This is a genomic window from Kitasatospora aureofaciens (assembly GCF_001188955.3).
GTDB lineage: Bacteria > Actinomycetota > Actinomycetes > Streptomycetales > Streptomycetaceae > Kitasatospora > Kitasatospora aureofaciens.
Map to the genome: position 1 here is coordinate 36406 of NZ_JPRF03000018.1, position 13485 is coordinate 49890.

15 protein-coding genes are annotated in these 13485 nt (G+C 68.2%); 9 read left to right on the plus strand and 6 right to left on the minus strand.

Going from position 1 to position 13485, the window contains the following annotated elements:
- Nucleotides 1-480 precede the first annotated feature (480 nt).
- Nucleotides 481-1767, minus strand: coding sequence for an IS256 family transposase (locus tag HS99_RS10740; protein ID WP_370863245.1), 1287 nt, complete (start codon nucleotides 1765-1767; stop codon nucleotides 481-483).
- A 22-nt stretch (nucleotides 1768-1789) separates the two neighbouring features.
- Between HS99_RS10740 and HS99_RS10745 the strand changes: the two genes are divergently transcribed.
- From HS99_RS10745 to HS99_RS44755, 3 genes are all read left to right on the plus strand, one after another.
- A complete protein-coding gene (locus HS99_RS10745; protein WP_272868918.1) occupies nucleotides 1790-2125 on the plus strand; it encodes an IS3 family transposase in 336 nt (111 codons plus the stop codon).
- A gap of 356 nt (nucleotides 2126-2481) precedes the next feature.
- Nucleotides 2482-3021 carry a hypothetical protein gene (locus HS99_RS10750; protein WP_030558321.1) on the plus strand — a complete coding sequence of 180 codons (540 nt, stop codon included), beginning with the start codon at nucleotides 2482-2484 and terminating at the stop codon, nucleotides 3019-3021.
- A gap of 326 nt (nucleotides 3022-3347) precedes the next feature.
- Complete coding sequence (locus HS99_RS44755) at nucleotides 3348-3521, plus strand: hypothetical protein (RefSeq protein ID WP_157846667.1); 174 nt, start codon at nucleotides 3348-3350, stop codon at nucleotides 3519-3521.
- An 84-nt stretch (nucleotides 3522-3605) separates the two neighbouring features.
- Here HS99_RS44755 and HS99_RS10755 read toward each other — a convergent pair whose 3' ends face one another.
- Nucleotides 3606-3827: a hypothetical protein gene (locus HS99_RS10755; RefSeq protein WP_030558320.1), complete on the minus strand. Its 222-nt coding sequence runs from the start codon at nucleotides 3825-3827 to the stop codon at nucleotides 3606-3608.
- A 390-nt stretch (nucleotides 3828-4217) separates the two neighbouring features.
- Here HS99_RS10755 and HS99_RS10760 point away from each other — a divergent pair, with 390 nt between their 5' ends.
- On the plus strand, nucleotides 4218-4610 hold the full coding sequence (locus tag HS99_RS10760; RefSeq protein ID WP_030558319.1) for a hypothetical protein: 393 nt from the start codon (nucleotides 4218-4220) through the stop codon (nucleotides 4608-4610).
- A gap of 218 nt (nucleotides 4611-4828) precedes the next feature.
- On the opposite strand, the gene HS99_RS10765 is transcribed toward HS99_RS10760, so the two are convergent.
- Together HS99_RS10765 and HS99_RS10770 are read right to left on the minus strand one after the other, a co-directional pair.
- Entirely contained in the window at nucleotides 4829-6406 is a 1578-nt protein-coding gene (locus HS99_RS10765; protein ID WP_050366511.1) for a hypothetical protein, read from the minus strand.
- Nucleotides 6407-6598: 192 nt separating this feature from the next.
- A complete protein-coding gene (locus HS99_RS10770; RefSeq protein ID WP_078938414.1) occupies nucleotides 6599-8206 on the minus strand; it encodes a S1 RNA-binding domain-containing protein in 1608 nt (535 codons plus the stop codon).
- Nucleotides 8207-8454: 248 nt separating this feature from the next.
- On the opposite strand from HS99_RS10770, the gene HS99_RS10775 reads away from it, so the two are divergent.
- The 3 genes from HS99_RS10775 to HS99_RS10785 all read left to right on the plus strand — a co-directional run bounded on the left by HS99_RS10775 (nucleotide 8455) and on the right by HS99_RS10785 (nucleotide 10096).
- On the plus strand, nucleotides 8455-9033 hold the full coding sequence (locus HS99_RS10775) for a DUF4240 domain-containing protein (protein ID WP_030558315.1): 579 nt from the start codon (nucleotides 8455-8457) through the stop codon (nucleotides 9031-9033).
- Nucleotides 9034-9134: 101 nt separating this feature from the next.
- Complete coding sequence (locus HS99_RS10780) at nucleotides 9135-9446, plus strand: transposase (protein ID WP_050366506.1); 312 nt, start codon at nucleotides 9135-9137, stop codon at nucleotides 9444-9446.
- Nucleotides 9447-9451: 5 nt separating this feature from the next.
- Nucleotides 9452-10096: an IS3 family transposase gene (locus HS99_RS10785; protein ID WP_240520917.1), complete on the plus strand. Its 645-nt coding sequence runs from the start codon at nucleotides 9452-9454 to the stop codon at nucleotides 10094-10096.
- On the opposite strand, the gene HS99_RS10790 is transcribed toward HS99_RS10785, so the two are convergent.
- Nucleotides 10044-11441, minus strand: a complete 1398-nt coding sequence (locus HS99_RS10790) for an IS30 family transposase (protein WP_030599454.1) — start codon at nucleotides 11439-11441, stop codon at nucleotides 10044-10046. The two genes, HS99_RS10785 and HS99_RS10790, sit on opposite strands and share 53 nt — an antisense overlap.
- A 20-nt stretch (nucleotides 11442-11461) precedes the next feature.
- On the opposite strand from HS99_RS10790, the gene HS99_RS10795 reads away from it, so the two are divergent.
- Together HS99_RS10795 and HS99_RS10800 are read left to right on the plus strand one after the other, a co-directional pair.
- Entirely contained in the window at nucleotides 11462-11818 is a 357-nt protein-coding gene (locus HS99_RS10795) for an IS3 family transposase (RefSeq protein ID WP_272868917.1), read from the plus strand.
- A 134-nt stretch (nucleotides 11819-11952) separates the two neighbouring features.
- Entirely contained in the window at nucleotides 11953-12612 is a 660-nt protein-coding gene (locus tag HS99_RS10800; RefSeq protein WP_030558468.1) for a hypothetical protein, read from the plus strand.
- A 168-nt stretch (nucleotides 12613-12780) separates the two neighbouring features.
- Here the strand turns inward: HS99_RS10800 and HS99_RS10805 are convergent, their stop codons facing one another.
- Entirely contained in the window at nucleotides 12781-13428 is a 648-nt protein-coding gene (locus tag HS99_RS10805; protein ID WP_050366509.1) for an SIMPL domain-containing protein, read from the minus strand.
- Nucleotides 13429-13485 lie beyond the last annotated feature (57 nt).

A 13485-nucleotide genomic window follows, 5' to 3' on the forward strand; every position in this document is an offset into this window, starting at 1 on the left:
GCGGGCGGCAGGTGGCGAGCGTCGTTCCGCCACCTGCCGACCGGGTGAGGGACTGTTCAGCCACTGCCACTGAGCCACTACGTCGAGGAACGGAGTGTGGCCCGGCGTGGTGGACCTTGTTCCCGAAGACTTCCGGTCGTTGAGGAACCCGCGCTCAACATCGATGCCGTACCGAGGATGGCAGTTGGCCGGAGGAGGGCTGATGAGAGTTGACAGGCGGGGAAGATCAAGTTACCAGAGGGCCATGCCGACCCCGACGGGACCGACTGGCTGGAGGCGTACGCGAGATTCGCCGTCAATTACTCCGAGCTGCCAGTCGACCTGGGCGCCGTCCGGCATATCTGTGATCTGAGGCCGTTGACCGATGACGTGGTCCCAAGGCCGAGCGCGCCCTCGCGGACCTTACTGAGGACATTGCCGAGATCGGTTACCCCACGACGGGGTGTGTCCAGCCAACGGTGTAACTCAGGTTGATTTGTACTACCGGCGGCCGATGGAGAGTCGGCCGTCGAAGGTGATCTCGAAGGCGTTCAGTGCGGCCTTCCAGCGGGTGGTCCAGCGTTTGCGGCCGGCTCCGGTCGGGTCGAGCGCCATGATGGCCATGTAGACGCACTTCAACGCGGCCTGCTCGTTGGGGAAGTGGCCGCGGGCTCGGACGGCCTTGCGGATGCGGGCGTTGACCGACTCGATCGCGTTGGTGGTGCAGACGACCCGGCGGATCTCGGTGTCGAACTGGAGGAAGGGGACGAACTCGGCCCAGGCGTCCGACCACATCTTCACGATCGCCGGATACTTGTCGCCCCAGGCCTCCTGGAACTCCAGGAACCGGTCCTCGGCCGCTTTCGCGGTCGGGGCGGTGTAGACGGGCTTGAGTGCCTTCGAGATCTTGTCCCAGTCCTGGCGAGCTGCGTATCGAAAGGACGCGCGCATCAGGTGGACCACGCAGGTCTGGGTGATGGCCTGCGGCCAGACGGTCTCGATGGCGTCGGGCAGGCCCTTGAGGCCGTCGCAGACGACCATGCACACATCGCCGACGCCGCGATTCTTGATCTCGGTGAGGACGTGGAGCCAGTACTTGGCGCCCTCGCCGCCGTCGCCGGCCCACAGACCGAGGATCTCGCGGGTGCCCTCGACGGTGACCGCGAGCGCGACGTAGATCGGGCGGTTCGCCACCTGACCATCGCGGATCTTCACGTGGACGCAGTCGATGAAGATCACTGGGTAGACCGGGTCCAGGGGCCGGTTCTGCCACTCGGCCATCCCGTCGATCACCTTGTCGGTGATGGTGGAGATGGTCTGCTTGGACACGTTCGCGCCGTAGACCTCGGCCAGGTGGGCGGAGATCTCACCGTGTGTCAGGCCCCGGGCGGACAGGGACAGGACCATGTCGTCCACGCCGGTCAGCCGGCGCTGGCGCTTGCGCACGATCTGCGGCTCGAAGCTGCCCTCCCGATCGCGGGGCACGTCGATCTCGACCGGCCCTACGTCGGTGACCACGGTCTTCGAGCGGGTGCCGTTGCGGGAGTTCCCCGAGCCGGCGCCGGCCGGGTCGTGCTTCTCGTAGCCGAGGTGGTCGGTGATCTCGCCCTCCAGGGCGGCCTCCAGGACGCGTTTGGTGAGCTGCTGCAGGAGCCCGCCCTCGCCGGTCAGTTTGACGCCTCCGGCGCGGGCCCGGTCGACCAACTGCCCGATCAACTGCTCGTCCAGTACGTCCGGCGCGAGCTCGACCGGCCGGACTTCCTCAACCGCCTCCGCGGAGACGATCACGTCGCTCATCAGGTGTTCTCTCTTGATCGGGAGTTACACCGAAGACCGTACAGACCCACTGCTGAAGGCGGGAATCGAGCCGAGCATGGGAAGCGTGGGGGACTCGTTCGACAACGCCCTCGCCGAGAACTTCTGGAGCGTGCTGAAGACCGAGTGCGTGCGTCGCACGACCTTCGAGACCCGCACTGACGCCGACCTGGCCCTGTTCGCCTACATCGACGGCTGGTACAACACCCGCCGCATCCAGAAGCGCCTGGGCTGGCTCAGCCCCGACGAGTACGAGGCGAAGTTCTACGCCGACCAGGCGACGGCCGAACCGGTGACCGTCGAACCACCCACACCCGTCCTGACCAGGTAATCAACGCCTCCCGTGCAGCGGGGGAAGCTCAGCCGTCAGCAGACGGTGAACCCCCGCCCTCACGCCGTACCCACATGCACATGAAAAGTGCCTCTGACCTGGGACGATCCCTTGTCGTGGCGACAAGGGTGGGCGCGGGCTCGTGGTTCGCACAGACGTCGTCGTGGCCGATACCGCGTTTGCTTGCGGAAGTGGTTCGGGACGCGCTCGGCGCGGTGGTGCGTGATGGGGACGCGAGGAATCGCAAGCGTGACCGCATCAGGCGCGCTCATTTGCGGCGGGAAAATGCGCTGGGGCATCCGGGAGCCGGACGGTAGCGTGCGGGGACGATCTCTGGGGGTGGGCTGGTGGGGCCGATGCTGTTGGTGGACGTGGACGGGCCGCTGAATCCGTACGCGGCGAAGCCGTACCGGCGTCCCGAGGGCTATGGGACGCACCGGCTGATGACACCGCGCTGGCGGGCGGCCGAACGCGGCCGGCTCAAGGAGTGGGGCCTTCCCCACAAGGCGGTGAAGCCGCTGCGGGTCTGGCTCAACCCGGCTCACGGGCCTGCGCTCGCCGTTCTGCCCTATGACCTGGTGTGGGCAACGACGTGGGAGGAAGAGGCCAATACCTTCCTCTCGCCTCTCCTGGGGCTGCCTGAGCTGCCGTTCATCGCTTGGCCCAATCCGCGGACCGAGCCCGAGGGCGGAGTGTTCTGGAAGACACCGGAGATCGTGGCCTGGGCGCACAGCCGCCCGTTCGCCTGGGCCGACGACCAGATCACCGACGCGGACCGCGCCTGGGTCCGCGCCCACTACCGCGGTCCGGCGCTCCTCCACCACGTCGATCCGAAAACCGGCCTGACAGCAGACGACTTCGCACGTCTGACGCATTTCGCGACCCTGATTGCCTGACAGGCCGTCCCGGCGGCGGCGAAACTGCTGACATGCTCGTGAGGGCCGCTTCGTCAGCCCTGCGGGAGGCTGGTCTCGCCTAGCATCCAGCCGTAGAAGCTGCGAGCGTCGGGGAAGTCGGTGTCTGGGGTGAGGTCGACCAACCAGACGGCTGCCATGTCCATCTCGCCGAATGAGCCGAATTCCTCGCCCTGGGCCACGATCAGGGCTCGGGTTCCGATACGCCAGCCCGCGAAGTTCCACGGCCGGGGTCCGGGGGAGCAACTCAGTGTGGTCTCGGGCGCGCCGAGCTCGGTGGCGACGGTTGCGCAGGCCGCGGACCAGGCGTGATCGAAGGCGGCTGGTTCGCCGTCGAGGCTGTCCCAGTCGTCGGACTCGAACTCTTCGCCGAGCGGGCCGGCCTCGGCGTCTTCGCTCGGGTCGAAGAAGCGGAAGGGCAGGTGGAAGCGCGACTGGCCGGCGGCGCCGGTGCGTCCGTCCCGGCCCTGGCCGGCCGATGAGCGCCTCGGGCAGTACTTCCCCGGCGGTAGCGCCGGAGCCCCTGGTGCCGGGGCGGACAGCGCAGGTCACCCCGAGGCTCGGGGTCAGATGATGTGGACGCGTTCCAGGTTGCCGTCCTTGTCGCGGAGCATCAGGGCCTTGCCGTCCTTGAGCTCTTCGGCGAGGAAGGCGTAGGCCTGGAGCGCTCGGTTCACGGCGTCGGGGCGTGGGAGATTGTCGGTGGCCATGATCTTGGTCAGGGCCTGCTGGCCAAGGGGGGTCAGGGTGAGACTGAAGCGCTCACTGGCGGGTCGCTCCTCGGGCACGTCGAACCCTCCTTCCTGCGTGGTTGTGGACTGTCCAGGAAATAGTTTATACCAAATCTGCTGCATCGGCGCATCACATGCGATGCAGATCTGATGCATCTGTCGCTCCCGGGCTATATGCTGGCGATCGATTCGGCCACCAGAGAGGTCGCATCGCCCACGGGCCGCACCAGCGCAGCCCACCGTTTCAGAAGGAGCCCTTGTGTTCGATACGTCCCACCACCTCGCGATTGGCAGGCCTTGTCCAAGTTCGGTGCGCAGGGCTTCCGCGCCCTAGCGGCGCCCTGACGCACCGGGCTTGGCCTGACCGATCGACATCACCTCGGGTGGGTCGGATCGCTCGCCAAGCCGCCAGAGGACGGTCCTCTGGCGGCTCCGACAAGGAGCACCATGAACCACACCCAGCAGATCAGCACCGACATCAAGTCGGACACCACGACCATCCCGACGCAGGAACAGGAGTCCGAGGCCGAACCCCTCGAGGTCGCCACCAAGGACACCTTCTTCGTCAAGACCCCGGAGAGCGCGGAGGCATCGTTCACGCTCAGTCACACTGGGGCCGAAGGTAAGGTCAAGGTGCCCGAAGCCAGCGCCGACAAGCTGATCAACGGCATGGGTGAGCTCGCCACGCTGGCCGCAACCCCGGTCGGCATCCTCGCCATCATCAAGTACGCGAAGGGAAGCGGTATGCCGGCCGGCATCCTCTCGGCCGCCGTGCTCGTCCTCGCGAGTGCGCTGGCCACCATCGTCGTCGCCCGCACGCTGCGCCGCACGACGCGCTAACCGCCGACTCATCCGTATCTTCTAGGAACAGCGCAACAAGAGCGCGAGCCCGCAGATCCGAACAGTCTGCGGGCTCCCGCTCGTGGTTGGGCCAGCTCCACGGGGACGTCCCCAAGGAGCTCAGTGCCTTACGGCAGTTTCGAACGACGCCCACCGGGCCGGCCGGAACGCCTGGTCCTCGCCGGCCGGGGTCAGCCGGCGTGCTGCCGGACGGGGCGTCAGTCAAAGGCACTGCTGCGCTGGACGTCGGGGAGGGTCGGCGTGGCCTCGCTCAGCGTCGCTGCCACGGCCTCTCTGGACAGCTGGCGCAAGTCCTCTGTGGCGGTGGGCAGCTCCCGCAGCAGGATGGTTCCGGCCGTGAGGGATGCGCGCGCCGTGGCGGACTGGCCGGCTTGCGCTGCCGCACCTGCGATGTGGAAGTGCTCCCCGGTGACTCGCAGGCCGAGGCCCAGTGCGCGCCACCTGAAGGTGGGATGCTCGGGTTTCGGGAGGCCGAGGTCGAGCGCCGGCTGGTCCGTGGCCGGCGGAGGGGGAGGGCCATCGAGGACGCTGACGGCGCGCTGCAGGGAGCGCCAGGCCGCTTCGATGGCGCCTGCGCGCCGCTGCAGCGAGGCGAGATCGGCCAGGGCCAAACCCTGATGCAACGGGTCGTCCTGGAGAGATGCATACAGGTGCCGGGCCCGGGCGGCCTGGGCGAAGTCCCCGAGCTGCGTGAGCTCATGGGCGAGGAGTCCCAGCAGGCCCGCGTCACGCGGTCCGGCGTCGTCGAGTAGGCGCAGCAGTATGCATCGGGCGAGTTCGGCGCGGCCCTGACGGCGGGCCAGGCCGGCCCAGGTGAGTTCGTCCTCGTGCTCTGGGTTCTCACCATGGTTGGACTCGTCGAGCTCTGTCGCCCAACGGCTCATCTCCCTTGCCGAATCGGGGAATCCCCCGAGCAGGTAGTGAGCATCGACGTTCTCCTGGCGCACCGACTTCAGCAACCGGTGGTCCTCGGCCTGGCCGTGCAGGCCTACCAACGCTGCGGCCAGGCGCAGTTCCTCCGTGGCACCGCCGTACCGGGCCTCGTGCTGGAGCAGGACACGCAGGAACGGCAGATCCGCCCCTCGCCGGTCGTACTGGGCTGCGCGCAGCGCGGTCACCCGCCGCGCCGGATCTTTAGCCACCGCAGGCCAGTTGGCGCGATCGGTGCGCAGCAGTACAAGGTCGGCCTGCCCTGGAGCGAGGACGGTCTGCCACAGCGGAGGGCGCGGCAGCCGGTCCAGCAGTGTGTGGGCGCAGCCCTCGTCGGCGTTTAGGAGTAGATAGTCAGGCTCGGTGCGCAGCAGGGTCTGGTGCAGGCGTCGGAGCAACTCCGGCTGTGGGATAAGACGCAGTTCGAGCTCGGTTATCAGCGTGCTGCGTTCGGCATCCAGTTCAGGTGCGTAGGAGTCGCGGATGTCGGCTTCGGTCCCGGCGACGGCCGCCGCCAACGCGGTGTCGTCGGCGTGCGGGTCGAGGCCGGTGTAGTTCCGCCAGCCCGGTAGACCGATCAGCATTTCCAGTGCCTCGTCCACGCTGCCGGCGATCAGCCCAGCTTCGCCCTCGGAGCTGGCGTACAGCACCGCGCCGTCCGCGCACACGAAGTACGTCCCGCCAGTGTCGTCCCCCGCCACCGCTTCGAGCGCCGCTCCAGATGCCAGGCGTACCGCTTCGCCGTGCTCGTCCCGTTCCAGGTCGAAGTCGAAAGGGAACGCCGCAAGCCGAGCCAGGTCGGAGCGTCCGCGTAGAAGACGAAGGGCACGATCGGAGCGGGTCATGGCGGGACGTTAGCAGCCGGCCCTGTCTCGTGCCGCGCTCCCCTCGATTCGTGCGGCGGAGGCTTCGCGGCCAGATTCGACGACTGCCTGACAGCTCACTGGGTCGCGGGTCGACGCCTGCAGAACCTGGAGAACCAAGCCCGCCGGTCCCGGGGGAGACGAGGGAGAGTGCCATGGCCAAGTGACCATGCGTCAGGCAGGAGCGTCGTCCTTGCCGTGCATGTCGTCAGCGACGCCGCAGCCATGTATCGCGCCGTGCGGCGGTGGGCCGATGCCGGTCAGGGCAGGCTCGTGGCTCGAGGCCTCGATGACCTGCCGCATGGAGAGGCAGATGCGGCGGCGTGCGAAGTCGGCCTCATCGATGAGCATGACGAGGACATCGTCGCCCTCGCGGACGACCTCCTCGGGCGCGCCCACAGCGTGCATGCTGAGCTCCGAGAGGTGGACCAAGCCCTCGATGCCCGGCTCGATGCGGACGAACGCGCCGAACGGCACCAGTTTGGTGACCGTGCCGGGAACGGTGTCACCGACCCGGTGGGTGTCGAAGTAGCGCCGCCACGGGTCTTCTTGGGTGGCCTTGAGCGACAGCGCGACCTGTTCGCGCTCCAGGTCCACGGCCAGGACCTCGAAGCGGATCTCCTGCCCGACCTGCACGACGTCGGTGATGGCGTCGAAATGCGTCCAGGACAGTTCGGGGATGTTGATGAAGCCGGTTGCTCGCCCCAGGTCATCGTCCAGGTCGACGAAGACACCGAACCGAGGCGTCGCGGCCACCCTTCCGGTGCGGATCTCGCCCTTCCGTATCGTGCGGAGGAAGTTGCGACGCCGGTCTGCCCGGGTGGGGTTGGTCCGCCAGCGGGCACGCAGGACACCGTCCTCGTCGGGAAGGACGGCAGCCATCAGCGGGTTGCGCTCGGCCGGTAGTAGCGGGACCAGCGCGAGTAGGTCGGACCTGCGGGAATAGCCGTAGGCATCCGTACGGGATGCCATCCACGGGTCTGCGATCCGCGTGTAGATCCGGCCGTCCGGCTGCTGCACGACAAGGAGTTCGAGTCTGCCGGGCCGGCTCATCGCGTCGAGGACCGGATCGATGTCGTCGGTGAGGTCCGGCCAGACGGCCAGCCGGGCGCGCGGCGTCAGCGCGGCGCGTACGGCGTCGAGGCCGGCGGGCGTCAGGCGGTGCCAGTGCGATCCGTTGCGGACGTAGGTCTCCTCAAGGAGCACGCCGCCGCGCTCGGCGACCAGTGCCGCGAGTCCGGCCCAGAACGCGTCGTTGGCCGGAGGCAGCACCTCTGTCCGGTCGGACGCCGGGTCGAAAGGGGAGGTCGCGATCTGCTCGGCGAGCAGCCCGAGTTCGCGGCAGCGGGCGATCGCGCCGTCGCAGCGGGTCCTGCTGCCGACGTACAGCTGGTGGTCCTCGCCGACGTGGACGAAGAACCGTTCTCCGTCCTGCAGCCGGCACCAGATGCCGTCGCGGCGGAGCGTGGCCCGCACCAGGCCGAGGCCGGTGGATCGGGGAATGCGTGCGCCGTCGTGGTAGCCGTTGTGGTCGGGCGGGAAGAGCCCGGTGAGCCCAAAGTCCGCCGTCCCCCGGTGGCCCGAGTAGTGGAAGAACCCGTCGAGCATCGGGTTGTCGATCGTCAGGCGCTCTACGCCGCTGTCGCGGGCGAACGCGTCAACCGCGGCTACGAGGGCGGCCACGACGCGGTTCGGGTCGTCGGAGTGCGCCTCAGGCCGGCAGCCGTCCTGGGGGCGGTCCGTGGAGTTATGAGGGGTGATGAGGTGGATGAAAGGCGGCATGTCAGCGCCCCGCAGGGCTCGACGTTGCCCTGGCGGCCGGTCGTGGACGGGCAGGGGAGGTGATCACATGCCGAGGGTACGGGCCCGACGCTCGGAAGCCAACGCGCCGTTGGGGGTGCCGGTGGGCGTTGTGAGTGCCGCTGTGGCCGTAGAAGACCTGGAAGCCGACACCGTCATGAATCTGTTGCGCCGAGCAGCCGGATCCCGTAGGCCTCAAATGTCTGACCCTGCTGCAAGGGTGGCTGGTCATGGACATCGACGGGTTCTGGAATGTGATCGGGGCAGCGCGGGCCGAAAGTAGCGGTCCGCACGGCAAGGCGTTCGCTGAGGCGCTGGTGGACCAGTTGGCGAGGCTCTCGCAGGAGGAGATCGTCGCCTATCAGGAGCGTTTCGACGAGGTGCACGGCGCCGTGTACCGCTGGGACGTGTGGGCCGCCGCGTATCTCATCGGGGGAGGCTGCTCGGATGACAGCTTCATGGACTTCCGGGCCGGCCTGATCGCCCTCGGGCGGGACTGGTACGAGCTGGCAGCCGCTCACCCGGACGTTCTGGCGGACCACCCCGCAGTGATCGAGGCCGCCGCCCGGGGCGACGACTACGTGATCTTCGACGAGGACGTCAACTACGCGGCCAACCGCGCGTTCGAACGCCTCACGGGGGACCCTGATGCCTTGCACGAGGCGTGGAAGCGCCATCGGGCCGGGCAGGACCTGGATACGGCGATTGAGTCCGATATGGGCGAGGACTTCGACTTCGACGACGCTGACGAGATGCACCGTCGCCTTCCCTGCCTGGCTGCCCTCTACCTCGGGGCACCCGCTGGCTGAGACGTGCCACTGCGTCGAAGGGCGTCGCTACCTGAGGTTCCCCCGACGTGCGGAAGGTTGCCGGAGATGGCCTGATTGGCCATGAGAAGGGAGCCTCTGCCATGGCCGCACCGATGAAGTACCCGCCCGAGTTGCGACGGCGTGCGGTGGAGATGTACCGCACCGCCGACCCGAAGCCCGTGATCCGCAAGATGGCCCGCGACCTGGGCGTGCACCACGAAGCGCTGCGCAACTGGATCCGCCAGGACGAGGCGGACCGGGGCGAGCGGGACGACCGGCTGACCACCGCGGAGAAGGAGGAGCTGGCCGCTCTGCGGAAGGAGAACGCCGAGCTCCGCCGGTCCTGCGAGATCCTCAAGGCCGCCTCGGCTTTTTTCGCCCAGGAGCTCGACCCGACCCGGCGACGGTCCTGAAGCTCATCGACGAGCACCAGGACCGCTTCGGGGCCGAGCCCGTCCTCCGGGAACTGCACATCCCCGCCTCCACCTACTACCGCTGGCGCCGCGACGTGGCGGAGCCGTGCGAGCGCAAGCGCCACGACGCCGAGCTCACCGAGCACATCCGCCGCATCCACGCGGACTCCGGCGAAACCTACGGCTCCCCGCGCGTCCACGCCGTGCTGCGGCGCGAGGGCACCCGGGTCGGCCGAAAGCGGGTCGAACGCCTCATGCGCCAGGCCGGCATCCAGGGCGTCAGCCCGCGCCGGCCCCGCTCCTTCACCCGCCGCGACCCGGCGGCGGATCTCGCCCCGGACCTGGTCCAGCGCGACTTCACCGCCGTCGCGCCGAACCGGCTGTGGGTCGCCGACATCTCGCTGATCCCGACCCGCGAGGGACCGTGGTGGCTGGCCACGATCCGCGACGCCTTCTCCCGCCGGATCGTGGGCTGGCACACCTCCGAGCGGGCGGACGCCGACCTCGTGCTCACCGCGCTGGAGTACGCCCTGCACGGTCGGCCCGTCGAACCCGGCCAACTGGTCCACCACAGCGACCACGGGTGTCAACCCAGTCTCAACCGGTCGTCGCAACACCAGCTTCTTGGAGCAACAGTAGACGCTCGTTGAGTGCTTCGGCGGGGGTCTTCCAGCCGAGCGTCTTGCGTGGCCTGCCGTTGAGTGTGCGGGCGACGGCTTCGAGTTCGTCGGCGTTCCACCGGGAGAGGTCGGTGCCCTTCGGGAAGTACTGCCGCAGCAGGCCGTTCGTGTTCTCATTGGTGCCCCGCTGCCAGGGACTGTGCGGATCGGCGAAGTAGACGGCCATGCCGGTGTCGATCTTCAACTGGGCGTGTTGGGCGAGTTCCTTGCCGCGGTCCCAGGTGAGCGACCTGCGCAGCTGCTCGGGCAGGGTGGTGATCGTGGCTGCGATCGCGTCCTTGACAGCCTCGGCTCCAAGGCCGGCTAGGGCAGGGCCGTTCTTCGTCCTCGCTTCGACGCCGAAGCCTTCCATCCGAGGTAGGTGCAGCAACATCGTGAACCTGGTCGTGCGCTCGACGAGCGTGCCGATCGCGGACTTGCCGGTGCCGATGATGAGGTCGCCCTCCCAGTGACCGGGGATTGCCCGGTCTTCTGCGTCGGCAGGCCGTTGGCTGATCATCACCTCGGGGGTGACATGCCCGGCGGCCCGTTGACGGGAACGAGTCCGCGGGACCCTGAGCGCCCGCCCGGTGCGCAGGCAGGTGACCAGGTCGCGCTTCAGGGCGCCGCGGCCCTGGATGAACAGGGCCTGGTAGATCGCCTCGTGGGAGATGCGCATGGAGTCATCATCGGGGAAGTCGACCGGCAGCCGGTTCGCGATCTGCTGCGGGCTCCAGCATGTCGCCCACCTGCGGTCCTGCCGTCGCGGCTTGTTGCGCCCCTTCCACTCCTGTGTCCGCGGCCCCTCGACCGGTCGGCCGTCGCGTGCGTGGATCACTCCCGCCAGCCGGTCCTGAACGTAGTTGCGCAGTCGCTCGTGTTCCGCCAGCTTCGCCGGCTTCGGGCGCTTGGCCGCCAGCTCGGCCTTCCACTGGGCGTTCGAGGCCCGGTAGTCCAGCTGGCCGCAGCGTGTGGCGGCGTTGCGCCGCAGCTCCCGCGAGATGGTCGACGGCGCCCGGCCGAGCAGGCGGGCGATCTCACGCACTCCGGTGTCCCGGGCCTTTAGCAACGCGATCTCCTCCCGCTCGGCGAAGGACAGGTACCGGCCCGAGAGCGGGCTGAGCTGGATCGAAGGCATGCCGCCACGCTGGCGGAACCACCGCGAGCCGACCGGTCCCGACACACCACAGGCGATGGCCGCGTCCTCGCTGGTCAGCCCCTCGGCAATCTTCCTCCAGAACGCGCGCTCCACATCCCGCCGGACCGGCGGCCTGCCCGGCGACCGCATCGCCGGACGTCCCGTCACCGTCGTTGTCCACCCCACCGGCCGACCCATCCCACACCTCCACCATCGAGGTGTTGCGACCACCGGTTGAATCCACCCAATACACGTCCATCAAGCTCACAACTCGACTGCTGAAGGCGGGAATCGAGCCGAGCATGGGAAGCGTGGGGGACTCGTTCGACAACGCCCTCGCCGAGAACTTCTGGAGCGTGCTGAAGACCGAGTGCGTGCGTCGCACGACCTTCGAGACCCGCACTGACGCCGACCTGGCCCTGTTCGCCTACATCGACGGCTGGTACAACACCCGCCGCATCCAGAAGCGCCTGGGCTGGCTCAGCCCCGACGAGTACGAGGCGAAGTTCTACGCCGACCAGGCGACGGCCGAACCGGTGACCGTCGAACCACCCACACCCGTCCTGACCAGGTAATCAACGCCTCCCGTGCAGCGGGGGAAGCTCAACCCGGGATAGGGCCGCTGTCCTGCTTGGTTGCGACATCACCTGTGCGGCAGCCTGGCGGGCGACCGCGCTGGTTGTCACTGGGGTCCGCTTGGATGGTTGGCATGACCGTCAACGATGTCGCCCGTTCTCTGCCCGATCCCGAGACCTTGCGGGACCACTGCAGGGCGTTGGCGATGATGGATGCGATCCTCAGTCCCGATTGGTCCTCGCGCTACTACTCCTTCGACGCGCGGTGGTCGCCGACGGAGGAGTTGGCGTCGATGCGCAACGGTTCGGGGGATGAGTACTCGGTCATCTTCGCTCCGGCCGGTGTGTACGTCCGGGGCTTCGACCATGAGTCGCCGATGAGCCCCTACGCGGAGGACGGGGTGTGGCCAGGGGTGGTGGACTCTGTTCCCGCGGAGTTCCGGCCGTGCGTTGAGGAACCCGCGTTCAGAGACGAAGGCATTCCGAGGGTGACCGCCTGCCTGTGGCGCAGAACGACGGACGAGCAATGGCAGACGGGGGAGATCGACTTCCCGGGGGGCCATGTCGACCCCGACGGGGCCGACTGGTTGTTCCGGCTTCTCGTCGACCGATCTCCGGAGGCGTACGCGAGCTTCGCCGGCGACTACTACGAGGTCCCAGTTGGCCTGGATGCCGTCCGGCACGTCTGTGCTCTGCGGCCGCTCACCGATGAGGTGGTCCGTGCCCTCAACGCCGAGCTGAGCCTCGCGGACCTTGCCGAGGACATCGCCGAGATCGGCTACCCCCCGACGTAGGAACCGGGGGCAGCCGCAGGTGGGCTGTCGGTGCCCACCCGCGGCCAACTGTCCTCGCGTCGGCACTTCGGCATCAGAATGCTTTGATCCGTGGGTGCTCGTATGGACTGGTGCGGGCTACTTACGATCGTCGGCCGGTGATCGGATCAGGGCTCAGTGTGTGCGTGGTCAGCCGCTGATGAGGGAGAAGCCGATGACCACTCCTGCTGAGACGCTGATCTTGCCGGGGGTGAGGTCACCGTCCCCGTTGCCGTCGCCGCTGGAACGGTGACTGCGGTAGCTGTTCTGCAGATGGTCGGAGTCGATGTCCTTGATGTGGATGACAGGGCCGAGTCGGGCTCCGGCTGCCTCCGCGTAGAGCGCTGCCTTCTCCCGTGCGGCTGCGACGGCGGCCGCGCGGGCCATGGCTCGCAGCTCCTTCTTGGCCTGAACGTCGAAGGTGACCCCGTCGACCTGGTTGGCTCCGGCGTCGACCACGTCCACCAGGACCGTCTCCAGCCTGTCCAGCTCCCGGAGCTCGATCACGAACGAGGCAGTGCACTCGTAGCCGAGGAACTTGCGCTCGCCGCCGTACGTCCAGGAGGACTTCAGGTCCAACTGGGACGTGGAGACCGCGGAGTCGGGGACGTTGTGGTTCCGCAGGGCCTCGCGGACCTGGTTGACCGCTGCCCGGGTGACCTCGAAGGCCTCACCGGGCTTCTGCCGTGTCTGGTTGATTGCGACCCGCAGCCGAGCGAGGTCCGGTGCGGCGTCCACGCTTGCCGCGCCGAAGACGGACATGCCCCAGGGGTTCTCTATGGATTGAGTGCCGTTCATGGCATGAATCCAACCAGCCGGGTGTGCCTTTCGGCAGGTGGATTTCCGTGGCAAGAG